General features: G+C 73.5%; 23 protein-coding genes. 10 read left to right on the top strand and 13 right to left on the bottom strand.

Annotated elements, in window-relative coordinates:
* Positions 1–37 precede the first annotated feature (37 nt).
* Genes AC069K_RS20500 through AC069K_RS20490 form a run of 3 tightly spaced genes read right to left on the bottom strand, consistent with a single transcriptional unit; the run spans position 38 to position 3,257 of the window.
* Positions 38–919, bottom strand: a complete 882-nt coding sequence (locus tag AC069K_RS20500; RefSeq protein WP_478618214.1) for an acyl-CoA dehydrogenase family protein — start codon at positions 917–919, stop codon at positions 38–40.
* Complete coding sequence (locus AC069K_RS20495; protein ID WP_478618211.1) at positions 919–2,055, bottom strand: acyl-CoA dehydrogenase family protein; 1,137 nt, start codon at positions 2,053–2,055, stop codon at positions 919–921. Before AC069K_RS20495 ends, AC069K_RS20500 begins: the two co-directional genes overlap by 1 nt.
* Positions 2,055–3,257 carry an amidohydrolase family protein gene (locus AC069K_RS20490; RefSeq protein WP_365100209.1) on the bottom strand — a complete coding sequence of 401 codons (1,203 nt, stop codon included), beginning with the start codon at positions 3,255–3,257 and terminating at the stop codon, positions 2,055–2,057. The genes AC069K_RS20495 and AC069K_RS20490 overlap by 1 nt, the downstream gene beginning before the upstream one ends.
* A 144-nt stretch (positions 3,258–3,401) precedes the next feature.
* Between AC069K_RS20490 and AC069K_RS20485 the strand changes: the two genes are divergently transcribed.
* Positions 3,402–4,907: a class I adenylate-forming enzyme family protein gene (locus tag AC069K_RS20485; RefSeq protein ID WP_478618208.1), complete on the top strand. Its 1,506-nt coding sequence runs from the start codon at positions 3,402–3,404 to the stop codon at positions 4,905–4,907.
* A gap of 4 nt (positions 4,908–4,911) precedes the next feature.
* Here AC069K_RS20485 and AC069K_RS20480 read toward each other — a convergent pair whose 3' ends face one another.
* A complete protein-coding gene (locus AC069K_RS20480; protein WP_365100205.1) occupies positions 4,912–5,286 on the bottom strand; it encodes an STAS domain-containing protein in 375 nt (124 codons plus the stop codon).
* Between the two features lie 247 nt (positions 5,287–5,533).
* Between AC069K_RS20480 and AC069K_RS20475 the strand changes: the two genes are divergently transcribed.
* Positions 5,534–6,112, top strand: coding sequence for a sigma-70 family RNA polymerase sigma factor (locus AC069K_RS20475; protein ID WP_358833834.1), 579 nt, complete (start codon positions 5,534–5,536; stop codon positions 6,110–6,112).
* Positions 6,109–7,362, top strand: coding sequence for a zf-HC2 domain-containing protein (locus AC069K_RS20470; protein WP_478618203.1), 1,254 nt, complete (start codon positions 6,109–6,111; stop codon positions 7,360–7,362). Before AC069K_RS20475 ends, AC069K_RS20470 begins: the two co-directional genes overlap by 4 nt.
* Before the next feature lie 703 nt (positions 7,363–8,065).
* Here AC069K_RS20470 and purU read toward each other — a convergent pair.
* Together purU and AC069K_RS20460 are read right to left on the bottom strand one after the other, a co-directional pair.
* Positions 8,066–8,917, bottom strand: a complete 852-nt coding sequence (gene purU / locus AC069K_RS20465) for a formyltetrahydrofolate deformylase (RefSeq protein WP_478618200.1) — start codon at positions 8,915–8,917, stop codon at positions 8,066–8,068.
* 100 nt (positions 8,918–9,017) lie between these two features.
* Entirely contained in the window at positions 9,018–9,464 is a 447-nt protein-coding gene (locus AC069K_RS20460) for an SCO4402 family protein (RefSeq protein WP_365100307.1), read from the bottom strand.
* Positions 9,465–9,648: 184 nt separating this feature from the next.
* On the opposite strand from AC069K_RS20460, the gene AC069K_RS20455 reads away from it, so the two are divergent.
* A complete protein-coding gene (locus AC069K_RS20455; RefSeq protein ID WP_365100201.1) occupies positions 9,649–10,986 on the top strand; it encodes an ABC transporter substrate-binding protein in 1,338 nt (445 codons plus the stop codon).
* Positions 10,987–11,025: 39 nt separating this feature from the next.
* On the opposite strand, the gene AC069K_RS20450 is transcribed toward AC069K_RS20455, so the two are convergent.
* Positions 11,026–12,336, bottom strand: a complete 1,311-nt coding sequence (locus AC069K_RS20450) for a hypothetical protein (protein WP_478618196.1) — start codon at positions 12,334–12,336, stop codon at positions 11,026–11,028.
* A 524-nt stretch (positions 12,337–12,860) separates the two neighbouring features.
* Complete coding sequence (locus AC069K_RS20445) at positions 12,861–14,243, bottom strand: NsdA family TPR-like regulatory protein (protein WP_365100197.1); 1,383 nt, start codon at positions 14,241–14,243, stop codon at positions 12,861–12,863.
* Here AC069K_RS20445 and AC069K_RS20440 point away from each other — a divergent pair.
* The 4 genes from AC069K_RS20440 (at position 14,237) to AC069K_RS20425 (ending at position 17,848) form a co-directional block, all read left to right on the top strand.
* Positions 14,237–14,374 carry a zinc-finger domain-containing protein gene (locus AC069K_RS20440; RefSeq protein ID WP_478618730.1) on the top strand — a complete coding sequence of 46 codons (138 nt, stop codon included), beginning with the start codon at positions 14,237–14,239 and terminating at the stop codon, positions 14,372–14,374. The genes AC069K_RS20445 and AC069K_RS20440 overlap by 7 nt on opposite strands.
* Positions 14,375–14,643: 269 nt before the next feature.
* Complete coding sequence (locus AC069K_RS20435) at positions 14,644–15,321, top strand: bifunctional DNA primase/polymerase (protein WP_365100195.1); 678 nt, start codon at positions 14,644–14,646, stop codon at positions 15,319–15,321.
* A gap of 56 nt (positions 15,322–15,377) precedes the next feature.
* Entirely contained in the window at positions 15,378–16,211 is an 834-nt protein-coding gene (locus tag AC069K_RS20430; RefSeq protein ID WP_365100194.1) for an ABC transporter ATP-binding protein, read from the top strand.
* The gene (locus tag AC069K_RS20425) at positions 16,208–17,848 is read left to right on the top strand and encodes a transporter (RefSeq protein ID WP_478618191.1); all 1,641 of its coding nucleotides are present in this window, start codon (positions 16,208–16,210) and stop codon (positions 17,846–17,848) included. Before AC069K_RS20430 ends, AC069K_RS20425 begins: the two co-directional genes overlap by 4 nt.
* A 10-nt stretch (positions 17,849–17,858) precedes the next feature.
* Here the strand turns inward: AC069K_RS20425 and AC069K_RS20420 are convergent, their stop codons facing one another.
* Both AC069K_RS20420 and AC069K_RS20415 read right to left on the bottom strand, forming a co-directional pair.
* Positions 17,859–18,743, bottom strand: a complete 885-nt coding sequence (locus AC069K_RS20420; RefSeq protein WP_478618188.1) for an alpha/beta fold hydrolase — start codon at positions 18,741–18,743, stop codon at positions 17,859–17,861.
* A 716-nt stretch (positions 18,744–19,459) separates the two neighbouring features.
* Complete coding sequence (locus AC069K_RS20415) at positions 19,460–20,152, bottom strand: iron-dependent transcriptional repressor DtxR (protein ID WP_358833824.1); 693 nt, start codon at positions 20,150–20,152, stop codon at positions 19,460–19,462.
* A 227-nt stretch (positions 20,153–20,379) separates the two neighbouring features.
* Between AC069K_RS20415 and AC069K_RS20410 the strand changes: the two genes are divergently transcribed.
* Positions 20,380–21,135 carry an SIS domain-containing protein gene (locus AC069K_RS20410; protein ID WP_358833823.1) on the top strand — a complete coding sequence of 252 codons (756 nt, stop codon included), beginning with the start codon at positions 20,380–20,382 and terminating at the stop codon, positions 21,133–21,135.
* Here AC069K_RS20410 and AC069K_RS20405 read toward each other — a convergent pair whose 3' ends face one another.
* Positions 21,136–21,924, bottom strand: a complete 789-nt coding sequence (locus AC069K_RS20405) for a GbsR/MarR family transcriptional regulator (RefSeq protein ID WP_478618183.1) — start codon at positions 21,922–21,924, stop codon at positions 21,136–21,138.
* Between the two features lie 244 nt (positions 21,925–22,168).
* Here AC069K_RS20405 and AC069K_RS20400 point away from each other — a divergent pair, with 244 nt between their 5' ends.
* Positions 22,169–22,837: a DUF4097 family beta strand repeat-containing protein gene (locus AC069K_RS20400; protein ID WP_478618180.1), complete on the top strand. Its 669-nt coding sequence runs from the start codon at positions 22,169–22,171 to the stop codon at positions 22,835–22,837.
* A gap of 542 nt (positions 22,838–23,379) precedes the next feature.
* Here the strand turns inward: AC069K_RS20400 and AC069K_RS20395 are convergent.
* Both AC069K_RS20395 and AC069K_RS20390 read right to left on the bottom strand, forming a co-directional pair.
* The gene (locus AC069K_RS20395) at positions 23,380–24,777 is read right to left on the bottom strand and encodes a PAS domain-containing protein (RefSeq protein ID WP_478618177.1); all 1,398 of its coding nucleotides are present in this window, start codon (positions 24,775–24,777) and stop codon (positions 23,380–23,382) included.
* A gap of 182 nt (positions 24,778–24,959) precedes the next feature.
* Positions 24,960–25,454 (bottom strand): GNAT family N-acetyltransferase, encoded by a 495-nt coding sequence (locus AC069K_RS20390; protein WP_478618727.1) that lies wholly within the window; start codon positions 25,452–25,454, stop codon positions 24,960–24,962.
* Between the last annotated feature and the right edge of the window lie 37 nt (positions 25,455–25,491).

Genomic DNA, 25,491 nt, shown 5'->3' with positions numbered 1-25,491 from the left:
TCGTCGCGCACCCCGGCCGTGCGGGCCCGCTCCCGTCTCACATCGCCTCCGCCAGCGCCGCCGCCTGGAGCTCCCGCGCCCGCGCCGCCGTCGGCCACCGCGTGCCGCGCAGCCACGCCCGCTTCAGATGGAGGTGGACCTCCGCCTCCCAGGTGAAGCCCATGCCGCCGTGCACCTGGAGGCAGTCCCGGGCGCACCGCACGGCCGCCTCGTCGGCGAGCAGCTTGGCGCCCGCGATCTCCACCGGGTCGCCGGTGACGGCCGCCGCGTACACGGCGGCGCGCGCCACCTCGGTGCGGACCAGCATCCCCGCGCACAGGTGCTTCACCGCCTGGAAGGCTCCGATGGGCTGTCCGAACTGGTGGCGGGTCCGTGCGTGTTGGACGGCGAGCGCGGTGCTGCGGCCCGCGCTGCCCAGCTGCTCGGCGGCGCTCAGCAGCGCCCGCTCCGGAGCCTGGGCGTCCCGGGTGTCCCCGGCGCCGGGGACGCGGTGCAGGGGGGTGAGCGGGTCGGCCGAGCGGACGGGCTCGGCGCCGGTGACGTCCCCCCGGACGGCGTCGGCCTCCGCCAGCCACTCCACCAGGCCCCCGTCGGGCGCGGTCACCACGGCCGTGCCCTCGGCCGCCCCCGCCACCAGGCCCGCCGCCAGGTGCGTGGCGATCAGCGGGCCGGGCAGCAGCGCCCGCCCCGCCTCCTCGAAGAGCAGCACCGCCTCGGGCAGCCCGAGCCCGACCCCGCCCGCCTCCCGCGGCAGCCGCAGCGCGAAGAACCCGGCGTCCCCGAGCGCCCGCCACAGCCCCCGGTCAAGCCCGCCCCCGTCGAGGGCGCGGCGCAGCGCGGCGGCGTCGAAGCGCCGGGCGAGCACCTCCCGTACGCCCGCCCGCAGGGCCAGCTGGTCCTCGCTCAGCCGGAAGTCCATCAGCGGCCCCCCTTGGGCAGGCCGAGGATCCGCTCGGCGACGATGTTGCGCTGGATCTGGGAGGTGCCGGCGGCGATGGTGTACGAGAGCGAGGAGAGCCGGTCCCGGGTCCACTCGCGGCCGAGGTCCAGCGCGTCGGGGCCGAGGACGGCCGCGGCGGCGTCGTACAGCTCCTGGCGGGCGTGCGAGTAGCGCAGCTTGAAGACCGAGCCGCCGACGCCGGGCACGCCCCCGCCGCGCTCCGCCTCGCTCACGTTCCACTGGATCAGCCGCCACAGCGCGGCGAACTCCGCGTGCAGCCCGCCCAGTCGGCGCCGGATCTCGGCATCGTCCCAGGTCCCGTTCTTGTGCGCGGCGCGGGCGATCTCCACCAGGCCGCGGCGGCACGCGACCACCTCGCCGACGAAGGCCGTGCCCCGCTCGTACGACAGCGTCACCATGGTCACGCGCCAGCCGTCGTTCTCGGCGCCGACCCGGTGGGTCACCGGGACGCGCACCTCGTCGAGGAAGAGCTGGGCGAACTCCTCCGAGCCGGCGAGCGTGCGCAGCGGCCGTACCGTGATGCCGGGCGCGTCCATGGGCATCGCCAGCCAGGTGATGCCCCGGTGCCGGGGCGCGTCCGGGTCGGTGCGCACCAGCAGCTCGCACCAGTCGGCGACCTGCGCGTGCGAGGTCCAGATCTTGGCGCCGCTCACCACGTAGGCGTCCCCGTCCCGTACCGCCCGGGTCCGCAGCGCCGCCAGGTCCGAGCCCGCGTCGGGCTCGGAGAACCCCTGGCACCACACCTCGTCGCCGCGCAGCACCGGCTCCAGCCACCGCGCGCGCTGCTCCCCGGTGCCCTCGGCGGCGATGGTGGGGCCCGCGTGCAGCAGCCCCACGAAGTTGGCGCCGACATAGGGCGCCCCGGCCCGCTCGGTCTCCTCCAGGAGGATCAGGCGCCGGGTGGCGGAGGCGTCCCAGTGCACGCGCGCGTACCCGGCGTCGTAGAGCATCCGCTGCCAGCCGGTGTCGTACGCGCGCCGCCCCGGCCAGTCCAGCGGGTCGGGCCCCGGCGGCAGCCCCGGCAGCACGGCCGCGAGCCAGGCGCGCAGCCGGGCCCGGAACTCTTCCTCCTCCTCGGTGTACGTGAGGTCCACTACCGGCGGTCCTTGTCCAGCTCCAGACCGAGCATGCGGATCGCGTTGCCGCGCATCAGCTTGTACACCGTCTCGTCGTCGAGGCCCTTGACGTGGTCGAGGGCGACTTCCCTGGTGTGCGGGAAGGTGGAGTCGACGTGCGGGTAGTCGGTCTCGAAGGTCGCGTTGTCCCGTCCCACCACGTCGAGGGACGCCACCCCGTGCTTGTCGCGGAAGAAGCAGCAGAAGATCTGGCGGTAGTAGTACGTGGAGGGCGGCTCGGGGATCAGGTCGCGGACCCCGCCCCAGGCGCGGTGTTCTTCCCACACGTCGTCGGCGCGCTCCAGGGCGTACGGGATCCAGCCCATCTGGCCCTCGGAGTAGGCGAGCTTGAGCCGCGGGAACTTCACGAGCACCCCGCTGAACAGGAAGTCCATCATCGAGGCCATGGCGTTGTTGAAGCTCAGCGAGGCCTGGACGGCGGGCGGGGCGTCGGGGCTCGCGGCAGGCATCTGGCTGCTGCTCCCGATGTGCATGTTCACGACCGTGCCGGTCTCCTCGCACACCGCGAAGAAGGGGTCCCAGTAGCCGGAGTGGATCGACGGGAGCCCGAGGTGGGTGGGGATCTCCGAGAACGTCACCGCCCGCACCCCGCGCGCGGCGTTGCGGCGGATCTCGGCGACGGCGAGGCCGATGTCCCACAGCGGGATGAGGCAGAGCGGGATCAGCCGGCCGCCGCTGTCCCCGCACCACTCCTCCACCATCCAGTCGTTGTAGGCCCGCACACAGGCCAGCGCGACCTCCTTGTCGTGCGCCTCCGCGAAGGTCTGCCCGCAGAACCGGGGAAAGGTCGGGAAGCACAGGCTCGCCTCGACGTGGTTGAGGTCCATGTCCGCCAGCCGCGCCTTCGGATCCCAGCAGCCCCGCCGCATCTCCTCACGGGTGATGCCCTCCAGGGTCATCTCGTCGCGGTCGAAGCCGACGGCGGCGATGTTGCGCTTGTACGGGAACTTCAGGTCCTCGTAGATCCACCAGTCGGTCGGCGGTCCGTCCGGGTCCATGGTGATCCGGTACTTGCCGCCCACGTAGGCGAGTTCACCGATGCCGGCGGTCAGCGGGCGCGGCCCCCGCTCGCGGTACTTCGCCGGGAGCCAGGTCTCGAAGAGGTGGGCCGGTTCGATCACATGGTCGTCGACGCTGACGACGCGCGGCAGTTCGGTCATGCGTGGCCTCCACCCGCTGGCGCATCTGATGGACCGTCAGAAAGCAGGCTAGCCGCGCACCCCTGGACCGACAAGGCGGTGCACCCCTACGCTCCTGGCAAGATCTGACTAACCGTCAGCTACGGTTGCTCCCTGGGGGTCGACGTGAACGACACCGCACGCGCACTCGGCGCCTCGCACACCCTCTGGGAACTGGTCGCCCGGCGCGCCGCCCTCACCCCCGACCGGCCCGTCCTGCTCCAGGACGACCGCGCCCTCACCTTCGGCGGGCTGCGCGACCGGGCCGAGCGGGTGGCGGCGGGCCTGTACGGCATGGGCGTGCGCCCCGGCACCGTGGTCGCCTGGCAGCTGCCGACCCGGATCGAGACCGCGCTCCTCTCCTTCGCCCTGGCCCGCCTCGGAGCCGTCCAGTCCCCCGTCATCCCCTTCTACCGCGACCGCGAAGTGGGCTTCGCGCTGCGGGAGTCGGGCGCGGAGTTCTTCGCCGTGCCCGGGGTCTGGCGCGGCTTCGACCACGGGGTGATGGCGGCCCGGCTCGGCGCGCGGGGCGTCTTCGAGGCGTACGGGACGCTCCCCGACGGCGATCCGGCCGTCCTTCCGCCCCCGCCCTCCGACGGCACCGCCGTCCGCTGGATCTACTGGACCTCCGGCACCACCTCCGACCCCAAGGGCGTCCTGCACACCGACCGCTCACTGATCGCGGGCGGCTCGTGCCTGGCGCACGCGCTGCACCTGACCGCCGACGACGTGGGCTCGATCGCGTTCCCGTACGCCCACATCGGCGGGCCGGACTACACCGTGATGCTGCTCCTGTACGGCTTCCCCGCGGTCATGTTCGAGCACTTCGCGCTGCCGGAGGCGCTGGAGGCGTACCGCGAGCACGGGGTGACCGTGGCGGGCGGGTCGACCGCGTTCTACTCGATGTTCCTGGCCGAGCAGCGCCGGCACCCGGGCGAGAAGGTCATCCCCTCGCTGCGGCTGCTCGCGGGCGGCGGGGCCCCCAAGCCGCCGGAGGTCCACCGCGCGGTCGTCCGCGAGATGGGGGTGCGGCTCACCCACGGCTACGGCATGACCGAGGTCCCGATGATCACGATGGGCGACCCGGACGACACGGACGAGAACCTGGCGACGACGGAGGGACGGCCGCCCGAGGGGATGGAGATACGGATCGTGGACGGGGAGGTGCGGCTGCGCGGGGAGGCCGTGTGCCAGGGGTACCTCGATTCCGCGCAGACCGCCGCCGCCTTCGACGAGGACGGGTTCCTGCGCACCGGCGACCTGGGGTTCGTGAAGGAGAGCGGGCATCTGGTGCTGACCGGGCGGCTCAAGGACATCATCATCCGCAAGGGCGAGAACATCTCCGCGAAGGAGATCGAGGACCTGCTGCACCAGCACCCCGGGGTGGGAGACGCGGCGGTGGTCGGACTGCCGGACGCGGAGCGCGGGGAGCTGGTCTGCGCGGTGGTCGAACAGCCGCCGGGGGCGCCGGTGTTGACCCTGGCGGAGGTCACGGGGCATCTGCGCGAGCGGGGCCTGTCCGTGCACAAGCTGCCGGAGCGGCTGGAGGTGGTGGAGGCGCTGCCGCGCAACGAGACGCTGCGGAAGGTGCTGAAGTACCGGCTGCGGGAGAGGTTCGGGGGCGGCGCCTGACGTCCTAGGCCGAGAGGGGCTCCGCCTCTTCCCGTGCCGCCGTCGCCACGTCCCCGTACACGTCGAAGAGCCGTCGCACCCCGAGGGCCGCCAGCACCCGGTTCACGTGCGATCCGTCCTCCGCGCCCCGGGCCGGGAGGATCAGGCGGAGCCTGCCCCGGCAGGAACGGATCAGGCGGCGGCTGGCGATCAGTACGCCCACGCCGCTGGAGTCGCAGAAGAGCACTTCGGACAGATCGAGCACCAGATCGTGCCGGCCCGCCGCGACCACGTCGTGCACCACGCGCCTCACCTGCGGCGCCGTCACCAGGTCCAGTTCCCCGCGGACGCACACCACGGCCCATCCGCCCTGCTCGGCCTCGTTCACGATCAGCGTCACGCGTCCGGTACCTCTCTGTGCCGTCGGCCCCCGCCCGTGCCCGGCGCCTTCCCGGACCGCACCGCGCGAAACCACCTCGCCCCTACCACGACCTGCCCCTTCGGGGGCGCACTTGCCGTAAACGAGCGCTCCTCCTCGGCCGGGCGCACTACATTCGAGGAGACACGCATACACAGGGGCGCGGACAAAAGACGCATAGGTCACAGAGAACGCATAACGGTACACGCACAGACGGTTGGGGAGCCGCATGGCGAAGGACGCACCACCTCGCTGGGACCGCAGGATGCAGCAGCGCCTGGCGCGCGGCGAGGCGGCCGCGCTCGGCGAGCTGTACGACCGGTTCGCCTCGCTCGTCCACAGCCTCGCCCACCGCGTGCTCGGCGAGGACGCCGCCGCCGACCAGATCACCCGCGAGGTGTTCGGGTACGTCTGGGAGAACCCGGACGCGTACGACCCCAAGCAGGGCTCCATGCGCTCCTGGGTCGCCAAACTCGCCCAGCGCCAGGCCGTACTGCGGCTGCGCCAGGCCGAGGCGGCGCAGTACGCGCGGCACGGCGGCTCCGCCGAGGAGCTGGAGGCCAAGGTGCTGCGGGCCACGGCCGCCGCCCGCGCCGACTACATCGTGACGTCGATGCCCGCGCCGCTGCGGCAGGCCCTTGAGCTGGCGTACCACCAGCGCCGCGACTACCGGCAGGCCGCCGCCGACCTCGCCATCAGCGAGGACGAGGCACGGCGCCGGCTGCGGCTGGGGCTCCAGCTGCTGTCCACGGCGAACACCCGCCCGGCGGAGGGCTCCTCGCCGCCCGGCTACGGACGGGCGCTGTGAACGGGCCCGCCGAGCAGGGGCCGGCCCTCCCCGACGACGAGAACGGCACGCCGCGCATACCGCCACCACGGCGGGCGGCGGACGACATCGAACGCCTGCCGTCACCGGCCCCGGCGCCCGGGCCCGCGTCCGAACCCGTGGTCCGTACGCACGCCATACTGAAATCACTGCTCGGGGCGTGGGCGCTGACCGCGTGCTCGGCGGAGGAGACCGAGGCCGTGGAGGCACATCTCACCGAGTGCGCGCCCTGCGCCGACGAGGCGCTGCGGCTGCGGGACGCGGTGGGACTGCTGCACACCGACCGCAGCCTGGACCTGGACCCGCTGCTGCGGTCCCGGGTCCTGGAGAACTGCCTGGGCCGCCGCCCCGCGCGCATCCCCGTACCCGTCTGGGCGTCCGCGTACGACGCGGAGGCCGCCCGGCTGGACGCGCTGCTCAATGACTTCGGCGACGCGGAGTGGCACGCTCCGGTGCGGCTGAAGTGGTTCGAGCAGGAGCGGAAGATGAACCGCAGGACCACGGTGGCGGGCGTGATCGGCCATCTGATGGCGGTGGACGGCCTGGTGGCCGCCGCCCTCGGCCTGGACGACCCGGCGGGCACGGGCCTGCCGACGGGACTGCCGGCCGGGCCGACGGCCCGTACGGAGGCGTTCTGGACCTCGACGCGGTTTCCGCTGACGCGGGCGGTACGGGAGCCGTGGCGCGAGCAGACGCACACGCTGATCCGTACGGTGTCGTTCGCGGGGCGGGGCGCGGCCGAACTCGCCGTCCCCTACGGCGACTTCGCGCTTCCCCTCCAGGACGCGCTGCTCGACCGGGCCTTCGAGTGCTGGATCCACGCCGGGGACATCGCGGACGCGGTCGACTATCCGTACGAGCCGCCGTCGGGCGCCCATCTCCACCGCATGATCGACCTCGCGGCGCGGATCCTGCCGGAGGCGCTGGCGGCCCGTCGGCGCGCGGGCCTCGCACCGCCCCCGGCCCGCCTCGTCACGGCGGGCTCGCCCGGGCGGTCGCTCCGGCTGGAGATCGAGGGGGCGGGTGGCGGTGACTGGTACATCGCGCTGGACTCCCCTGCGGCGCTCGGCTCGCCCGACCACGAGGTGGCCCATATCGCCCTGGACGGCGTCGAGTTCTGCCGCCTGGCGGCGGGGCATGTGCCGCCGGAGGATGCGGCGGCGGGGCGCCTGGGAGACCGCGAGGCAATCAGAGACGTCCTCCTGGCAACAGCGTCCCTGAGCCGCCTGTAACCCCCGGGACCGGCTGTCGCCAGCGCGCCGGTTCTGCCCGGGGTTCGCCTGCGGGTAGGTGGGGGTCACTCGCGCAGTTCCCCGCGCCCCTTTCTGGCCCGGGTTCGCCTGCGGGCCGGTGGGGGCTGGTCGCGCAGTTCCCCGCGCCCCTCAAAAGGGGCCTACGGCCCCACCCCGTCTTCGTCTGCGGACCGTGCTGGCTTGCTCGCGCAGTTCCCCGCGCCCCTCAGAGGGGGCCTGCGGCCCCACCCGCTTTCGCCTGCGGGCCGTGGTGGGCTGGTCGCGCAGTTCCCCGCGCCCCTGAGGAAACCCCCCGCACCCAGAACAGTCGGCTCAGCCCAGCCCCCCAGGGGCGCGGGGAACTGCGCGAGCAACCCACCACCCGTCCGCACACGCAGACAAACACCAGGCCCCCCAGGGGCGCGGGGAACTGCGCGACCAGCCCCCACCGGCCCGCAGATGCAGACAGACCCTGACCCCACCAGGGGCGCGGGGAACTGCGCGAGCAACCCCCACCGGCCCGCAGTCAAACACCGGGCCGAGAAGGGGCGCGGGGAACTGCGCGACCAGCCCCCGCCCGTCCGCAGACAAACAACCGGCCGAATAGGGGCGCGGGGAACTGCGCGAGGAGCCGCACGCACCACCGCAGCCGGGAAAATCGCCCGAACGGGCACAGGGGATCGCGGGGTTGCCCCGGGTGGGGTCAGGCGAAGACCACCGTGCGGCGGCCGTTCAGCAGAATCCTCCGCTCCGCATGCCACTTCACCGCCCGCGCCAACGCCTGGCACTCCACATCCCGCCCGACCGCCACCAGCTGGTCGGGCGTGACCTCGTGCCCCACGCGTTCGACCTCCTGCTCGATGATCGGCCCCTCGTCGAGGTCCGCCGTCACATAGTGCGCCGTCGCCCCGATCAGCTTCACGCCCCGGGCGTGCGCCTGGTGGTACGGCTTCGCGCCCTTGAAGCTCGGCAGGAACGAGTGGTGGATGTTGATGATCCGCCCGCTCAGCTGCTTGCACAGGTCGTCGGAGAGCACCTGCATGTAGCGGGCGAGCACGACCAGCTCGACGCCCTCCCCCCGCACCAGCGTCAGCAGCTCCGCCTCCGCCGCCGCCTTCGTCTCCTTCGTCACCGGGATGTGTCGGAAGGGGATGCCGTACGAGGCGACCAGCTCGGCGAAGTCCGTGTGGTTGGAGACCACCGCCGCGATCTCCACCGGCAGCGCGCCGATCTTCGAGCGGAAGAGCAGATCGTTGAGGCAGTGGCCGAACTTCGACACCATCAGCACGATCCGCATGCGCTCGTCGGCGCGGTGGATCTGCCAGTCCATCTGGAAGGAGTCGCCCACGGCGGCGAAGCTGGCCCGCAGCTTCTCCACCGTCACCGGCGCCTCGGCCGAGAAGTGGACGCGCATGAAGAAGAGGCCGGTGTCGCGGTCCCCGAACTGCTGACTGTCCTCGATATTGCAGCCGGTGATGAAGAGATAGCTCGACACGGCGTGCACGATGCCCTGTTTGTCCGGGCAGGAGAGCGTGAGGACGTACTGGTCAGTCATCCAGGCAGGATGCCACAAACCGACCCCGCCCCCGGGTCCGGGCCCAGGATGCGGACCCCCGCCAGGCGACCCCCACGGCCCCGCCCCCCGCCCGCGACGGCTACGCCGAGCGCGTCAGGATCCGCAGGACCTCCAGCGAGCGCGGCTCCGCGTCCGGGTCGTCCCCGTCGTTCGCCGCGAGCCGTACGTGCGCCTCGCGCGCCGCCCGTACCGCCTCCGGCCACCCGTGGTGGGCCAGGAACGCCGACACCGGGGCGTCCGCGCCGACCTGGTGCATGATCCGCAGCACCCGCAGCACGGCCACGTCCACCAGCGCGGCCTCGCCGGAGTCCCGGAAGACCGTGCCGACGTACTTCTCGGCCGACCAGTTGTCCAGCCAGGTGTCCTCCACCAGCCGGTAGACGGCGTCGGTGATGTCCCCGTACCCCTCCCGTCCGGCCAGCCACACCTCCCGCTGGAAGGCGTCGTCGGAGAGCATGTGCAGCGCGGACCGCACGTTCGCGCGCCAGCGCCACCAGGGCATGTCATTCAACGGCATGCCGCCCATGGTGGAGGAGCGACGGCCGCGACGGGAAGAGCTGGCTGAACCTTGCTGCACGCGCCCGATCGTACGTTCCCCTCCTGCCGCACTTCCCCCGGACCCCGGGAGCCCGGGCAATTCACCCGCCGGTCACCCTGTGTTGGGAAACGCTCACTCCGCCGTTACCCGTGAGGCGGAATTGTGCAGGGACATGACCGGATGGCGCAGCTCCTCCTCCCCCCGCCCCTTCCACCCCGCGATGACCGCGCTGGTCGCGGCGTGTACGGCGGTCGGAGCCGCCCTGGTCACCGGCTGTGGCGTGCTCCCTGGGACCACGGGGGGATCCAGGGAGACCGTCACGGTCATGACCTGGGCACCGGACCACACCCGTGCGACCAATATGCCCGGAATGCCGTCCATGGCACAGGCGTACGCCCGCTGGGTCAACGCCCACGGCGGCATCGACGGGCACAAGCTCCAGGTCCTCACCTGCGACGAGCAGAACACCGCCGTCGGCGCCGCCGAGTGCGCGCGGCGCGCGGTGAAGGAGCACGCGGTCGCCGTCGTCGGCTCCTACAGCCAGCACGGCCGCGCCTTCATGGCCCCCCTGGAGTCCGCCGGCATCCCGTACATCGGCGGCTACGGCGTCTCCGACGAGGAGTTCACCAGCGCCCTCTCCTACCCCGTCAACGGCGGCCAGGCCACCCTCCTCGCCGGCACCGGCAAGCAGCTCTCGGTGTGGTGCGAGAAGGTCGCGCTGGTACGGCCCGACACCGTCTCCGGCGACATCCTGCCCGTCCTGCTCAACTCGGGCCTGACCGCCGGCCACCGCAGGCCGTCCGCCGACATCCGCACCACCGAGGACGCGGGCGACTACACCCCGCAGGCCCAGGAGGCGCTTCTCCGGGCCGGTGCGGACCCGGAGCTGCCCCGGAAGGTCGGCGGGAAGGCGGCGGCCGAGCGTGCCCGCAAGGGGTGCGTCACGGCCGTCCTGGGCGACCGCACGGAGACGTTCTTCGACTCCTTCCGGCGCGTCGAGAACGACGGCCAGAAGGTACAGATCGCCTCGGTGCTCGGCTCGGTCGGGCAGCCGCTGGTCGACCGCACCGGCGGCGCGGACGGCCCGTTCGAGGGCGCGTACATCACCGGCTGGTACCCGGAGGCGGGCGATCCGCGCTGGGAGCCGATGAAGCGGGTGATCCGGGAGCAGGCGTTCCGGGACGAGTCCGTCGACGCGGCGGACGCGGGAGTGCAGACGACCTGGATCGCCTACACCGTCCTGAAGAAGGTCGTCGAGTCGCTCGGCCAGGACGGCATCGCCGCCCACGACCTCGTCCGCGCCCTCAACAGGGGCGTCAGCGTGGAGACGGGCGGGCTGACGCCGACGCTGCGGTGGAAGTTCGAGGACATGCTGGCGGCGCCCGGCTTCCCCCGGATCGTCAACCGCGAGGTGACGTTCCAGGTGGTGAGGGCGGGGCGGCTCACCGCGGCGCAGCGCGGGTTCACGGACGTGAGCCGGACGCTGGAGGACGCGTCGGCCCTGGGCTGAGGCCGACACGCGGTCGCCGTCCGGCGCCCCGGGCGGGGGTCAGAGCTGGGTGGAAGAGCGCTTGGTCAGCCCGTACTTGCCCGCGATGGCGTTCCACAGCCCCGCCGCCTGCTTCTTGGCGAGCGTGGCCTCCCCGCTGGCGCGGTCGCCCTGGGCGGCCTCGGGCGTACGGCGGGCGTGGCCGTGCTTGCAGCCCTTGTCCTTGCCGGTCTGGTCCGCCCAGGCGGCGTAGTGGTTGTCGGCGGACGCCGACGCCTGCCACGCCTTGGTGAGTTCGGCGGTCAGCCGGGCGTTGCTGGGCAGCTTGTCCACGGCGATCTTCTGGAGCCGGGTGACCAGCTCGCCGCGCTGGCGGGCCGCGTCGCGCAGGGTCGAGGCAGCGGTGTCCAGCTTGTCGCAGCCGCGGATACCGGCGACCGCGCCGATGACGGCGTCCCGGCTGTTGTTGCTGTCCGCGAGGAGCTTGTCGAGCTCGACGGCCTGCGCCTTGGCGGGGTCGGTCTCGGCCTTGCCGTCGTCGCCGCCGGTGGTCGGCGTGGTCGCGGCGATGGGCGTGTTGTCGTTCTTCTCCGGGCCGCCACCGCCGCCGGTGCCGCTGATCAGGTACCCGGCGCCGAGCCCCACGACGGCGAGGCCGACGCCGACGGCGGCGATGACGCCGAGACGGGAGCGGCGGCGGGGCTCGTCGTCGTACGGGTCGTACGCGGCGGCCGGGCCCGCGTGGCCGGGCGGGGGCGCCTGCGGGGTCTGGAGCTGGACCTGGACGGGCGGGGCCGGGGCGAACCGGGGCAACTGCTGGCTGCCGGCCTGGTGTTGGCCCTGCGGCGCCGCGTCGTTCCTGAAGAGGCTGTCGAACTCGGCGGGCGGCTGCCGCTCCTCGGCCGCGCCCGGGCGTATGCCGTACGGGGTGTCCTGCGGGGTGTCCTGCGGGGTGTCCTGCGGAGCGGCGGGTATGGGCGGCAGGTACTGGGTGGCCTCGGCGCCGCCCGGGGTCTCCGGGGGGAGCGCGCCCGGGGGGCCCGGGGGCACGGGCGCGATGTACTGCGTCGCGTCCGAGGCGCCCGGGGGTGCCGGGGGGACGGGCGCGATGTACTGCGTGGCGTCCGTGGCGTTCGCCGGGGGCGGGGTGAGGTACTGCGTCTCCTCGGGGCCCGCCGGTACGGGAGCGATGTACTGGGTGGCGTCACCGCTCTCCGGGGGCAGCGGCTGCGCCCACCCGTCCTGCTGGGCCCCCCACGGCCGGCCGCCGGGCGGCCAGGGGGCGGATCCGTCGGCGGGCAGCACGACGCCCTCGTGTGCGGGCCGTGCAGCGGGCTGCTGCGGCTCGTCACCCTGTCGGCTCTGCGTCACCGGGACTCCTACGCGTGGGACTACGGAATCGTCAAGCCACGCTACCGGGTCGGCCCCCCAAGGTGCCACGCCACCTGGGTGACCCACGCCTCCCCGGGGACCCGCCCCCATTCCCCCACCGCCCGCGACGACCTCGCCCCCTGTTGTGCCAGGGATTCGTCTGCGGGCCGGTGGACGGCTGAGCGCGCAGTTCCCCGCGCCCCTAGGGGGTTGCCCGCAGCCGGAACAGTTGGCTCACCCACAGGCTTTCAGGGGCGCGGGGAACTGCGCGACCAGCCACCCACGGTCCGCAGACGAAAGCGGGTTTAGGGGCGCGGGGAACTGCGCGAGCAACCCACCACGGCCCGCAGACGAACGCGGGTTCAGGGGCGCGGGGAACTGCGCGACCAGCCCATCACAGCCCGCAGACGAAAACGGGCCCAGGGGCGCGGGGAACTGCGCGAGCAACCCTCCACCGCCCGCAGGTGAAAGCGGGGCTCGGGGCGGAGCCCCAGGTGGGGTGGGGGGCGAGCCCGTACGGGGGCTCAGGCCGCCTGGAGTTCCAGGCGCGCTCCGAACTCTCGTACAGACGGCTCGTCCGCATACGGCTCCAACCGCTGCTGAAGATCGTCCAGATAGTCCGCCCCCCGATTCGTCCGCAACGTGGACAGCAGCTCCACCGCCCGCGTCCCCGTCGCACAAGCCAACTCCACCTCCCGCTGCTGCACCTGCGCCGTGGCCAGCAGGACCAGCCCGATCGCCCGGCGCCGCGCCCGCGTCTCGGGGTGGCCCGCCAGGGACTCCTCCGCGCGCCGCGCCGCCGCCTCGGGCTGCCCCAGGTCCCGGTGGCAGTGCGCGAGTTCGTCGGAGAGGTAGGCGTGGTCGAAGTGCGCGATCCACGACGGGTCGTCCCCGGAGTCCGAGGACGCCGCCTCCATCGCGGCCAGCGCCCGCCCCGCCACCGTCTGGCACGCCCGCGCGTCCCCGAGCAGCGCGTGCCCGCGCGCCTCCGCCGCGAAGAACATCGCCTCCGCGCGCGGGGTGACCCGCCCCCGCGCCCCCTCCTGGGCCGCCCGCGCCAACTGCGCGATCTCGCGCGGATTGCCGAGCTGGGCGGCGAGGTGGCTCATGGAGGCGGCCAGGACGTACCCGCCGTACCCCCGGTCCCCGGCCGCCTGGGCGAGCCGCAGCGCCTGGATGTAGTAGCGCTGGGCGAGACCGGGCTGGCCCGTGTCGACCGCCATGTACCCCGCCAGCTCCGTCAGCCGGGCCACCGCCGCGAACAGCCGGCGCCCGACGGTCTCCCGGTACGAGCCGGCCAGCAGCCCCGACACCACGCTGTTGAGGTAGTGGACGACGACCGGCCGTACGTGCCCGGAGCCGAACCGGTGGTCGAGCTCGACCAGCGCCTCGGTCATCGCCCGCACCGCGTCGACGTCCGCGACCCCGACCCGCTGCCCGGCGTGCCGCGCGACCTGCGCGTCCGCCCCGGTGATCAGCCAGTCGCGGCTCGGCTCGACCAGCGCGGAGGCCGCGACGGTGGAGCCGGTGAGGAAGTCGCGCCGGCCCACGTCGCTGCGCCACAGCTCGCAGACCTGCTCGATCGCGCCGACGACCGTGGGCGAGAACTGAAGACCCACCCCCGACGCCAGGTTCTTGCCGTTCGCCATGCCGATCTCGTCGATCGTCACCGTGCGCCCGAGCTTGCGCCCCAGCGCCTCCGCGATGATGCCCGGCGCCCGTCCCCTGGGCTGCTGGCCCCGGAGCCAGCGCGCCACGGATGTCTTGTCGTACCGGAGGTCGAGCCCGCGCTCGGCCCCGACCATGTTGACGCGCCGGGCGAGACCCGCGTTGGAGCACCCGGCTTCCTGGATGAGCGCCTGCAGCCGTTCATTGGGCTGGCGGGCGACTAGCGGCCTGGCTGCCATGTGAACCCCCTGATGCGGCAGTTGATCACTACTGTGATCACTGCCCTGCGAAAAGGCAGAGAATGCGAAGGAAGCGAAGGGAACGAAGAAAAGCGCAAACCTTCTCGATACGCGCAGGTAAGCGCATGTAAGCGCAGGTAAACGCACACAAGCGCCGACAAGCACAGACAAGCGCCGATGCTCCGTTCATCAGATGAATGTCACGGTCACGGGTGATGTCGAACGAACGCGCGCCTTGTCCGGTTCTCTGGGCCCCCCGCTTGTGGTTACCCGCCCCGAGAGGCGCGGCCCCACGCGCGCCCCCGTCCATGCACCCATGCGCCCCGGATGCAGGATCGATGCTCCTGCGCCGCCTGGCGCGCGCCCGTAACCCGGGGTGGTGGCGGGAGTTGAGTCCTGCGTGGAAGAGACCATCACAGGCACGGAAGCCGCACAGATTCCCAAGCAGCGCGGTGACCAGCTCCTCGACAGCGCGGTGCGGTACGCGGAAGAGCGGCACTGGGACGTGTTCCCCGGCACCTGGCTGGAGGCGGCCGAGGGCGTGGAGCACTGCTCCTGCGGCGACGCCGCCTGCCCCGCGCCGGGGGCGCACCCGTCCCGGCCGGACTGGGCGACCCAGGCCACGGGGAGCGCGGTGGCCGCCCGCCGCCTGTGGTCGAAGCAGCCGAAGGCCTCGATCCTGCTCCCCACCGGCCGCACCTTCGACGCGATCGACGTCCCCGAGTCGGCCGGTTTCCTGGCGCTCGCCCGTATGGAGCGCATGGAGCTCACGCTGGGCCCGGTCACCTGCACCCCGGACCGCCGGATGCTGTTCTTCGTGCTGCCCGGAGCCGGCGCGAAGGTCCCCGACCTGGTGCGCGCGCTGGGCTGGACGGCCTCCTCGATCGACCTGGTCACCCGCGGCGAGGGGGAGTACGTGGCGGCGCCCCCCACCCGGGTCGGCGGCCACGGCGCGGTGCAGTGGGCCCGCCGCCCCACCCCCGCCAACCGCTGGCTGCCGGACGCGGAAGAGCTGATCAGCCCCCTCGCGTACGCCTGCGGACGCGAGGCCGCCGCCGCCCGGGGGCGCCGCTCGTAGGCTGTCCCCGAGGCCGTACGGACAGACGTACGGACGGGGACGAAAGGCGCACCACCATGCCGGACCAGACATTCGACGGCGGCACCGCTCCGGCGGAACCGGCACCGGCGGGGCAGTTGCCGCCCGCCGTCCGGGTCAGCGATCTGTGGAAGCGCTTCGGCGACCAGATCGCCGTCGCGGGCATCGATCTGGAGCTGCCGGCGGGCAAGTTCATCGGCCTGGTCGGGCCGAACGGGGCGGGCAAGACCACCACCTTGTCGATGGTGACCGGCCTGCTCCGCCCCGACCGGGGCACCGTCGAGATCGGCGGCCACGACGTGTGGCGCGACCCGGTGGCGGTGAAGTCCAGGATCGGCGTGCTGCCCGAGGGCCTGCGGCTCTTCGAGCGCCTCACCGGCCGCGAACTGCTCGGCTACACCGGCCGGCTGCGCGGGCTGCCCGGCGCCGAGGTCGACAAGCGGGCCACCCAGCTCCTGGACGTGCTGGACCTGGCGGGCTCCCAGCACAAGCTCGTCGTGGACTACTCGACGGGGATGCGCAAGAAGATCGGGCTTGCGGCGGCGCTGCTGCACAACCCCGAAGTGCTCTTCCTCGACGAGCCGTTCGAGGGCGTCGACCCGGTGTCGGCGGCGACCATCCGCCGCGTCCTGGAGCGCTACACCGCCTCCGGCGCGACCGTGGTCTTCTCCAGCCACGTCATGGAGCTCGTGGAGTCGCTGTGCGACTGGGTCGCGGTGATGGCCGCGGGGCGCATCCGCGCGCAGGGGACGCTCGCGGAGGTGCGGGGGAGCGCGAGTTCGCTCCAGAGCGCCTTCCTCGAACTCGTGGGCGCCCACGGCCGCGACACCGGCGACACCCTCGACTGGCTCGGCGGCGGTGCGGCCCGATGAGCACCACGCACCCCACCCCCACCGCGCACACGGCTCCCGCCGCCCCGGGCGCGGCCTTTCTCGTCCCGCTCTTCGTCCGGCTGAAGCTGTCGCTGCTCAGGAACGGCCTGCGCCAGTCCGGCGGGCGGCGCGCCGCCTACATCACCTCCGTCGTCCTCGCGCTGCTCTTCGCCGCCCTCCAGCTGCTCGGCCTGGTGGCGCTGCGCGGCGACCCCCACGCGGGCACGGTGGCCGTCCTGGTCGCCGCCGTCCTCGCGCTCGCCTGGACGGTGATGCCGCTGTTCTTCCCCAGCGGCGACGAGACGCTGGACGCGACCCGGCTGGTCATGCTGCCGCTGCGTCCGCGCCCGTTGATCGTGGCGCTGCTGACGGCCTCCCTGATCGGCACCGGGCCGCTGTTCACGCTCTGCCTCGCGCTCGGCGCGGCGCTCGCGGTGGCGCACGGCGCGGCGGCGGCCTTGGTCGCGGTCGTCGCCGTACCGCTGGCGATCCTGGTGTGCGTGGCGCTCGCGCGGACGGTGGCGACCGCCAACACCCGTCTGCTGACCTCCCGCAAGGGCCGCGACCTCGCCGTCCTGAGCGGTCTGGTGATCGCCGTCGGCTTCCAGGCCGTCAACTTCGGGGTGCAGAAGCTCGGCGACTCCGGCGGTCTGAGCGCCCTGGACCCGGTCGCGGACGTGGTGCGCTGGCTGCCGCCCGCCGCGGCGCTCGGCGCGGTCGAGGCGACGAGCGAGGGCGCGTACGGACGGGCCGCCGCGCAACTCCTCCTCACCGCGGTGGCGCTGGCGGCCCTGCTGTACGTCTGGCAGGGCTCGCTGGTCCGGCTGATGACGAGCCCGGACAGCTCCACCCTGCGCCCCGCCGACTCCGCCCGCGCGCAGGGCGGCCGGCCCGGCCTGGCGGCGCTGCTGCCCGAGGGCCGCACCGGCACCGTGATGCTGCGCACCCTGCGGTACGCCTGGCGCGACCCCAAGACCAAGGCGGCGTGGATCACCTCGCTCGCCCTCGGTCTGATCGTCCCGGTCGTCAACGCCCTCCAGGGCAACGGCACGGTCTACTTCGCCTCGTTCGGCGCGTTCATGCTGGGTGCCCAGATGGCCAACCAGTTCGGGCAGGACACCTCGGCGTTCTGGATGGTCGTCCAGACGCTCTCCACGCCCCGGGACGCCTTCCTTGAGCTGCGCGCCCGCGCCCTGGCGATCGCGCTGGTGACCGTGCCGTACACGCTCCTGGTCGCGGTGGTCACGGCCTCGCTGGTCGGCAACTGGGCCGCGTTCCCGCAGGCGTTGGGGCTCTCGCTGGCGCTGCTCGGGGCGATGCTGGGCACGGGCGCGGTCGCCTCGGCGCTGTTTCCGTACTCGATCCCGCAGGACAGCCGCAAGAACGTGGCGCCGGGCCAGGGCGGGATCGCGTCCCTGGCGATCCTCGGCGGGATGCTCACCAGCGCGCTGCTCTGCGCGCCGCTGATCGCCCTGACGGTCTGGCTGCACGTCTCGGACCGGCACGGCGCGCTGTGGCTGCTGCTGCCGCTGGGAGCGGTGTACGCGGTGCTCGTCGCGTACACCGGCCTGCGGGCGGCCGCCCCGCGCACCGCGAAGCGGCTGCCGGAGATCCTCGCGGCGGTCAGCCGGGGCTGATCCGACTGCTTCAGGGGCTCGACGGGACCGGGTGTTCGGCCGTCTCGTGGAGGAACGGCTCGACCGCCGCCCGCCAGGCCTCGGGCCGGTCGCAGTGGACGAGGTGGCCGGCGCCGTCCACCTCCGCGTACCTCCCCTGGGGCAGGACGCGGACCATCTCCTGGGCCTCGGCGCGGCCGAGCTCGCCGTCGAGGCCCCGGACCACCAGGGTGGGGCAGCGGACCTGCGCCAGCTCCTCCCAGTGCGCGTCGAAGACCCAGGTCTCGCGGGCCCTCAGCATCTGGCGGCGGGAGAAGACCGGGCGCCAGCCGTCCCCGCGCTCGGCCATCACCTCGGCGAAGAAGTCGCCGCGCGCGGGGCTGGGGCGCTCCACCCACGGGTCGTCCTCGCCGAACCACTTCCGTACGTCCGCGAGCGTGGCGAAGGGGAGCGGCCAGGACGTGAACCAGTCCTCCCACTCCCGCTGGGAGGCCGCGCCGAGCGCCGAGGCGCGCATGTCGCAGATGACCAGGGCCCGGACCAGGTCGGGGCGGCGGGCGGCGAGCTGCCAGGCGGTGAGGGCGCCCATGGAGTGGCCGACGAGGGCGACCGGGGCCAGGCCCAGCTGCTCGATCGCCGCCTCGGCGTCCGCCACGAAGGCCTCGCGGGTGAAGGGGCCCTCGGGGGGCTTGTCGCTGCGGCCGTGGCCGCGCTGGTCGAGGGCGACCGCGCGGTGCTCCTCGGCGAGCCAGCGGGCGGTGGGCGCCCAGTGCGCGGCGCGGCCCATCAGTCCGTGGAGCAGTAACACCCCGGGGGCGGCCCGGTCGCTCTCCCCGCGGCCCTTGGGCGGGTCCGCGAACTCCCAGGCAGCGAGGCGTACGCCATCGGATCCCGTCACGTCGCTGCGTCGCACCATGTGTCCTGGCACCCCCTTCGGCCCCCGAAGCTCTCGGTCGCTCTGGAGTCAGTTCACCGCAGGATATCGAACCCGTATTCGAAAACTCGCGTCTCTCGCGCAACACCCCTCGTTCGAGTGACCGCTCTCAAGGATTGACGGGCCGCCCCGAGGGGAGATCTTCTGCGGGAGGCGGGCGGCCACGGTGGGACAGACCGGCCGGCCCGAGGGAGCTGACCCCGAGAGCTCGGGGCTCCGGGTCAGCACCGGGGAGGGCAGGCCCCGGCGCCGCAGGGCGTCGGGGCCCTCTGCCGTCCCTCGGGGCACGGCCGTACGGGACGAAGGCGTACGGGAAGCCGTAGGCGTACGGGACGAAGGCGCACCGGACGAAGGCGGGCGGGGCGGTGCGGGGCGGTGCCGTGCGGGGCGGTGCCGTGCGGGGCGCGGCTCGGCGGGATGCGGCTCGGCGGGATGCGGCTTCCGGCATGGTCCCCACCCTCCCCTCGCGGGCCGTGCGCCCTTCGGCTCCTTCGGGCCCTTCAGGTCATATGCCTCACCCGACAGCGTGGCACGCGAACCGTCCGCCCGCTGCCGATCCGACCGGAAAGAACGGGCGGAAACGGTACCCGGACCCTTCCCTCAACTCCCTTGTGCCCCAAAGGAAACGGGGGCGACGCCGCGCACCCACGCGACACCGCCCCCGTCTGCGGAAGGCGCCCGTCTCCGGAAGACCGGACTTACCGCTTGGCCACGAAGACGTGGGAGGCCACGTCCGCGCCGAGCTCGGCGGCCTCGCCGCTGCTGCCGACCAGGACGCCGCCCGGGGAGGGGGTCACGCTGACGACCGCGCCGGGCTGCACGCCCGCGCGGCGCAGGGTGTACATCAGCTGGGCGTCGGTCTGGATCGGCTCGCCGATGCGGCGCACCACGACCGTCATGCCGTCGTCCGTCGCCCGGAGCTCGCTGAGGCTGATGATGCCGTCCTCCAGGAAGGCGTCGGCCTCGGCCTTCTCGCCGAGCTCCTCCAGGCCGGGGATCGGGTTCCCGTACGGGGACTCGGTGGGGTGGCGCAGCAGCTCCAGCACGCGGCGCTCCACCGCCTCGCTCATCACGTGCTCCCAGCGGCAGGCCTCGGCGTGCACCTGCTCCCACTCCAGGCCGATCACGTCGACGAGCAGGCACTCCGCGAGCCGGTGCTTGCGCATGACGCGGGTGGCCAGCCGGCGGCCCTCCTCGGTGAGCTCCAGATGCCGGTCGCCCGCGACCTGGACCAGGCCGTCGCGCTCCATGCGCGCGACCGTCTGGCTCACGGTCGGCCCGCTCTGGTCGAGTCGCTCCGCGATCCGGGCGCGCATGGGGACCACACCCTCTTCCTCAAGTTCGAGGATGGTGCGGAGATACATCTCCGTCGTGTCGATCAGTCCGGACATACGTGCCCCTCGATGCTGTGAATGTTGAAAACACTCGTGCGCTGGCCCTGGCTCAATTCTGACGCATCGCACTGACAACCGTGCCCCGGCCGCGAACGGCACCCGCGACGGACCGCGGCGGGGCGGATGACGGGCGTATTGACACGGCAATGGTCCAGACCGCAACGTGTGCGGCGGCACGGACTATTCCCATTCCCCCCAGCATTCCCCCGGAAAGGGCCCAGGCGATGAGCGAGAGCAAACTGGCCGGTCAGTTCTTCGACGCCGCCATCGGGCTGCTCCAGCGGGTACGGGACGAGGAGGGCGGGAACGTCGCCGCCGCCGGTACCGCGATCGCGGACACCGTGGCGGCGGGCGGCCGGCTGTTCGCCTTCGGCGCCGGGCACTCCTCGCTGGCCGCGCAGGACGTGGTCTACCGGGCGGGGGGCCTCGCCCTGATGAACCTCCTCGCGGTGCCGGGCACGGTCGGGGTGGACGTGACGCCCGCGACGCTGGGGTCGGCGCTGGAGCGGGTGGACGGGCTGGCCGGGGCGGTCCTGGACTCCAGCCCCGCGAAGCCCGGCGACGTCCTGGTGGTCGTCTCGCTCTCCGGGCGCAACTCGCTGCCGGTCGAGATGGCGATGAACGCGCGGGCGCTGGGGCTGAAGGTCATCGGGGTCACGTCGCTGGCGTACACCGAGGGCACGAAGTCGCGGCACGTCTCGGGGACGTTCCTGCGCGACCACTGCGACATCGTCCTCGACAGCAAGATCGCGATCGGCGACGCGGAACTCACCCACGAGGCGGTCCCGGCGCCGTTCGCGCCGGCGTCGACGGTGGTCACGAGCGCGCTGATGCAGGCGATGATGGCCGCCGCAGCGGAGTCCCTCGCGGAGCGCGGCATCGAACCGCCGCTGCTGCGGTCGGGGAACGTGGACGGGGGCCACGAGTGGAACGGGCGGGTGCTGGCGGAGTATGGGGACCGGATCTTCTTCCGGCACTAGCTAGGGCGAGCCGGGCGGCTGGGGCGGCTCGCCCGCCTCGGGCGCGTCGGCTGCCCGGGGCGACTCGGGCCTGGTGTAGAGGACCTCTCTCGCCTGTTCCGCGGCGCGGGTGATGCTTTCGCCGACGAAGTCGACGAAGCGGGCGATGTTCTCCAGGCGCGTGGCGGCGGGGGTGTCGCGGCCCAGGACCTGGACGCCCTGGCGGGCGGTCTCGGCGAGCTGGGCGTGGGAGCGGGCGGCGGCGATCATGGACTGGTACCAGACGTCGTCGTCGACGACATAGCGCTCGCGCCGCCCCTGGTCGCGTTCGCGGCGGACCAGCCCCTGGCTTTCGAGGAACGTGATGGCCTTGGAGACGGACGCCGGGCTGACCTGGAGGCGCTGGACGAGCTCGGCCGCGGTGAGGCTGCCCGCGTCGGCGGTGTAGAGGCGGGTCAGCACCCCGGCCATCATCTTGGGCAGACCGGACTGCATGAGCAGGGTGGTGAAGGTTTCCTCGTACGCGCGTACGGCCTCGGGGTCGCGCCCGTGCGCCTGCTCGGGCGCCCGCGCGCCCCGGGTGGTGGCGGTGGTGGGTGCGGTGCGCTTGCGGCGGTGGGCGCGGTGTTCGGTGGCGCGGTGGGCGAGGTCGGCCCGGTAGGCGGCGGGGCCGCCGTTGCGCATGACCTCGCGGGTGATGGTGGAGGTGGGGCGGTCGAGGCGCCGGGCGATCTCCGCGTAGGGGAGGTCGTCGGCCAGGCCCAGGGCGATGCGCTGGCGTTCGTGGTGGGTGAGTCTGCCGCCGGGCATGGGGGTCCTCGGGGTCGGGGGGTTGGGGGCGGGGAGTGTGGTCGGGGTGCCGAGCATAGCGTTCAGTTCTGACTCATTGCAACGCGTTGTGGGGGTTCTGTTGCGTTCGATGCAGATCCGTTGCAACGATATAGGGCTTCTGAACTGCGGTTATGCCTTTCGCATGCAACACCTCCGTTGATGCTTTCTCGAACGCAACGTAGCTTTTCCTTCATCAGAAACGACAAGCCGAAGGACAGGCATCATGCAGAAGTTCGACACCGCCGCGCCGATCTCCGCCGTCCTGGACGTTCCCGCCGGGCGGGTGCGGTTCATCGCGGCCGACCGGGCCGACACCACGGTGGAAGTGCTGCCGGCCAACGCGGCCAAGGGGCGTGACGTGAAGGCGGCGGAGCAGACCGTTGTCGAGTACGCGGACGGGGTGCTGCGGATCACGACCGAGGTCAAGAACCAGATCCTCGGGGCGTCCGGTTCCGTCGAGGTGACCGTCCAGCTGCCGGCCGGGTCCCGTGTCGAGGCGAAGGCCGCCAGCGCGGAGATCCGGGGCGTCGGGCGGCTCGGGGAGGTCACCGTGGAGAACGCCCACGGCCCGATCAAGCTCGACGAGACGGCCGGGGCGCGGCTCAGCACGCTCGCCGGGGACATCTCGGTCGGGCGGCTGGGCGGCGCGGCCGAGATCAGCACGGCGAAGGGGGACATCAGCGTCGCCGAGGCGGTACGGGGTGCGGTGGTGCTGCGTACGGAATCCGGCGATGTGACGGTCGGCGCGGCGGCGGGGGTGTCCGCGGTGCTGGACGCGGGGACGGGGTACGGGCGGATCCACAATGCGCTGAAGAACGTGGAGGGGGTGGGGGCGGGGCTGCGGATTCATGCGACGACGGCGCAGGGGGACGTTGTGGCGCGCAGCGTCTGAAGGGGGTCGGGGAGCTCGGGGGGGGCGGTGTTGTTCGTCTGCGGCCCGGTGGTGGCTTGCTCGCGCAGTTCCCCGCGCCCCTTCAGGCCAGGGGTTCGTCTGCGGGTCGTGGGTGGTTGCTCGCGCAGTTCCCCGCGCCCCTCAAAGGCCGGACTTCGTCTGCGGGTCGTGGGTGGCTGGTCGCGCAGTTCCCCGCGCCCCTAGGGGGTTGCCCGCAACCGGAACAGTTGGCTCAGCCACAGGCTCTTAGGGGCGCGGGGAACTGCGCGGCCGGCCCACCACCGACCCGCACACAAAAACCGGACCGGGCCCCCCAAGGGGCGCGGGGAACTGCGCGAGCAACCCTCCACGGCCCGCAGGCAAAAACGGACCCCCCAGGGGCGCGGGGAACTGCGCGACCAGCCCACCACCGACCCGCAGGCAAAAACGGACCCCAAGGGGCGCGGGGAACTGCGCGGCCGGCTCACCACCGGCCCGTACACAAAAACCGGACCCGGACCCCCAGCCGCCAGCCGCCAGCCGCACTCTGCCCCGGCAACCCCCTACGCCCCCGGCGGGGTCCTGGAGGACAGGGTTCTGGACAGGTCCAGGGATGCCGCTACCCGTACCGCCACGCTCTCCGCGTACACCGCGTCCGGGCGTTCGAACGCCGGTCTGCCGGGGCCCCGGAGGAACGTGAGGACCCCCAGGGTGCGGCCCCGGCTGCGCAGGACCGTGCACAGGGCGTGCCGCGCGTCGGGGGGCCACTGGCGCTCGCGGCCCCAGTTCCCCTCCCCGCTCGCCCGGACCGAGCCGATCCGGTCGAGCGCCTGGAGCGCGGGGTGGCCGGGGGCGTACCGCACCGGGAACCCGCCGCCCGCCACCGCCGCGACCGGGCCGGGCGCGCTCGCGGGGGACGCGGCCGTCCGGACCAGCCGCTCCCCCGCCGCCCCGTCCACCACCAGGTCCACCAGCGCGTGTTCCGCGAACCCGGCGAGCGCGAAGTCGAGCTGGGCCGTCGCCGCCTCCTCCGGGTCCTCGCACTCCGCGGCCGTACGCGCCGCCCGGTACAGCTGGTTCCAGCGGAAGCGCAGCCGGTCCGCCTCCTGTTCGGCCAGTTTCGCGTCGGTCACGTCCTGGAAGAGCCAGGCGACCCCCAGCGGTACCGGCTCCTCCGCGAGCGGCGAGGCCAGCCGCAGGAAGCCGCTGCGCCAGCAGCGCCGGCGCTCGCCCTCGGTGGTGCGCAGCGTCACCCACAGCTCGGCGGGCGAGGTGGGCGGGCCCTCCGCGAGGACGTGGTGGAGGGCGTTCTCCAGCTCCTCCACGCCCTGCGTGATCAGCTCGCCCAGCGGGCGGCCGAGCAGGGTGACGCGGCCGGTCCCGAGCGCCCGCGCCGCGTACGCGTTGACGACCGTGGGGCGCAGGTCCACGTCCACCAGGACGACGCCCGACGAGCCGTCCTCGAACAGGGCCTCGCTGAGCGCGATGGCGCGCTCCAGGTCGATCTGCGCGTGCACCTCGCTGAACGCGCAGTACACGCCGGCCGGTTCGCCGTCCGCGCCCCGGACCCCGGCCGACTGGGTCCGTACGAGCACCCGTCCGCCGTCCTTGGTCAGCAGCGCGAACTCGTGCACCTGGCGGCCGGGCGCCTCCATCGCGGCCATCAGGCGGCTCTGGATGTCGTCCGCGTCGGCGGCCCGGACCGCCCAGCCGGCGAAGCCCCGGCGGCCGACGGCCTCCCGCGCGCTCCAGCCGAGGATCCGTTCGGCCTCGCGGTTCCAGTGGGTGACCGTGCCGGCCGCGTCGAACGCGCACAGCGCGGCGTCCATGCCGTCGAGGAGCGCGGCGAGCAGGTCGCCGCCGGGCTCGGGCCCGGGGGCACCGCCGGGGCCGTGGTCGTCGCCCCGGTCCGGCTCATCGGGACCGAGGGCGTTGGTGGTCTCACTCCGGGAAGCACTCATCCTGGCACCCCCTGCAGGACGTGTCGCCGCGTCACACCGACGCGCCGACGCACCGACGCGCGTCAGATCATTGAACTGGAACGTGACGCATCCCACAGCGACTTCCCCGAAATCGCCGGAGCGGAGGGATCGTTTTTCGTCGCCCGGGCGAGGGGGAGAAGGGCGCGCCGAGGCGCCCCGGTTCAGGGTTTCCGGGGGGTGGGTTCCGCGCTCCAGCGCACCTCGCCGTCCTGGCGCCCGTCGGTCGGGGCGAGTCCCGCGGCGCGCGCGACGGCGGCGGAGGCGGTGTGATCGGGGTGGATGTGCGCGACGACGCGGCGCACCCCGTGGGCGGCGAGCCCCGCGACGAGCGTCCGCGCGGCCTCGGTGGCGAGCCCGCGCCCCTGCCAGGGCGTCCCCACGACCCAGGCGATCTCGGCCGTGCCGCCGTCCACAGTGGCCTGGACCGTACCCACCGCGCGGTGTTCCGCCCGCAGCCGGACGACCCAGTTGAGCCAGTGCACGGCCGGGTCGCCGGATCCGGCGGTCATCCGCGCGTACCGGGCGCGCAGCTCCTCGGGGGTGGCGGGGGCGCCGCCGATGAAGCGGTGCAGGGCCGGGTCCGCGAGCACGCCGGCCATCTCCTCGGCGTGGGCGGTCCGCAGGGGTTCCAGGTCGGTCCGCGCGCCGGCCATCATCCACGCGCGCGTAAAGCCCTTTTCCGCACCGGGCTCT

This window comes from Streptomyces sp. NPDC043908, from assembly GCF_056435525.1.
The sequence above is the reverse complement of the archived record's forward strand: the minus strand, read 5'-3'. Positions and strand labels throughout refer to the sequence as shown.

Coding starts and splice junctions, on each gene's coding strand:
- AC069K_RS20400 (WP_478618180.1), top strand. CDS start 22,169: ATGCAGAAGTTCGACACCGCCGCGCCGATCTCCGCCGTCCTGGACGTT.
- AC069K_RS20445 (WP_365100197.1), bottom strand. CDS start 14,243: ATGGCAGCCAGGCCGCTAGTCGCCCGCCAGCCCAATGAACGGCTGCAG.
- AC069K_RS20410 (WP_358833823.1), top strand. CDS start 20,380: ATGAGCGAGAGCAAACTGGCCGGTCAGTTCTTCGACGCCGCCATCGGG.
- AC069K_RS20455 (WP_365100201.1), top strand. CDS start 9,649: ATGACCGGATGGCGCAGCTCCTCCTCCCCCCGCCCCTTCCACCCCGCG.
- AC069K_RS20420 (WP_478618188.1), bottom strand. CDS start 18,743: ATGGTGCGACGCAGCGACGTGACGGGATCCGATGGCGTACGCCTCGCT.
- AC069K_RS20460 (WP_365100307.1), bottom strand. CDS start 9,464: ATGGGCGGCATGCCGTTGAATGACATGCCCTGGTGGCGCTGGCGCGCG.
- AC069K_RS20405 (WP_478618183.1), bottom strand. CDS start 21,924: ATGCCCGGCGGCAGACTCACCCACCACGAACGCCAGCGCATCGCCCTG.
- AC069K_RS20425 (WP_478618191.1), top strand. CDS start 16,208: ATGAGCACCACGCACCCCACCCCCACCGCGCACACGGCTCCCGCCGCC.
- AC069K_RS20430 (WP_365100194.1), top strand. CDS start 15,378: ATGCCGGACCAGACATTCGACGGCGGCACCGCTCCGGCGGAACCGGCA.
- AC069K_RS20475 (WP_358833834.1), top strand. CDS start 5,534: ATGGCGAAGGACGCACCACCTCGCTGGGACCGCAGGATGCAGCAGCGC.
- AC069K_RS20415 (WP_358833824.1), bottom strand. CDS start 20,152: ATGTCCGGACTGATCGACACGACGGAGATGTATCTCCGCACCATCCTC.
- AC069K_RS20395 (WP_478618177.1), bottom strand. CDS start 24,777: ATGAGTGCTTCCCGGAGTGAGACCACCAACGCCCTCGGTCCCGATGAG.
- AC069K_RS20490 (WP_365100209.1), bottom strand. CDS start 3,257: ATGACCGAACTGCCGCGCGTCGTCAGCGTCGACGACCATGTGATCGAA.
- AC069K_RS20500 (WP_478618214.1), bottom strand. CDS start 919: ATGGACTTCCGGCTGAGCGAGGACCAGCTGGCCCTGCGGGCGGGCGTA.
- AC069K_RS20390 (WP_478618727.1), bottom strand. CDS start 25,454: ATGATGGCCGGCGCGCGGACCGACCTGGAACCCCTGCGGACCGCCCAC.
- purU (WP_478618200.1), bottom strand. CDS start 8,917: ATGACTGACCAGTACGTCCTCACGCTCTCCTGCCCGGACAAACAGGGC.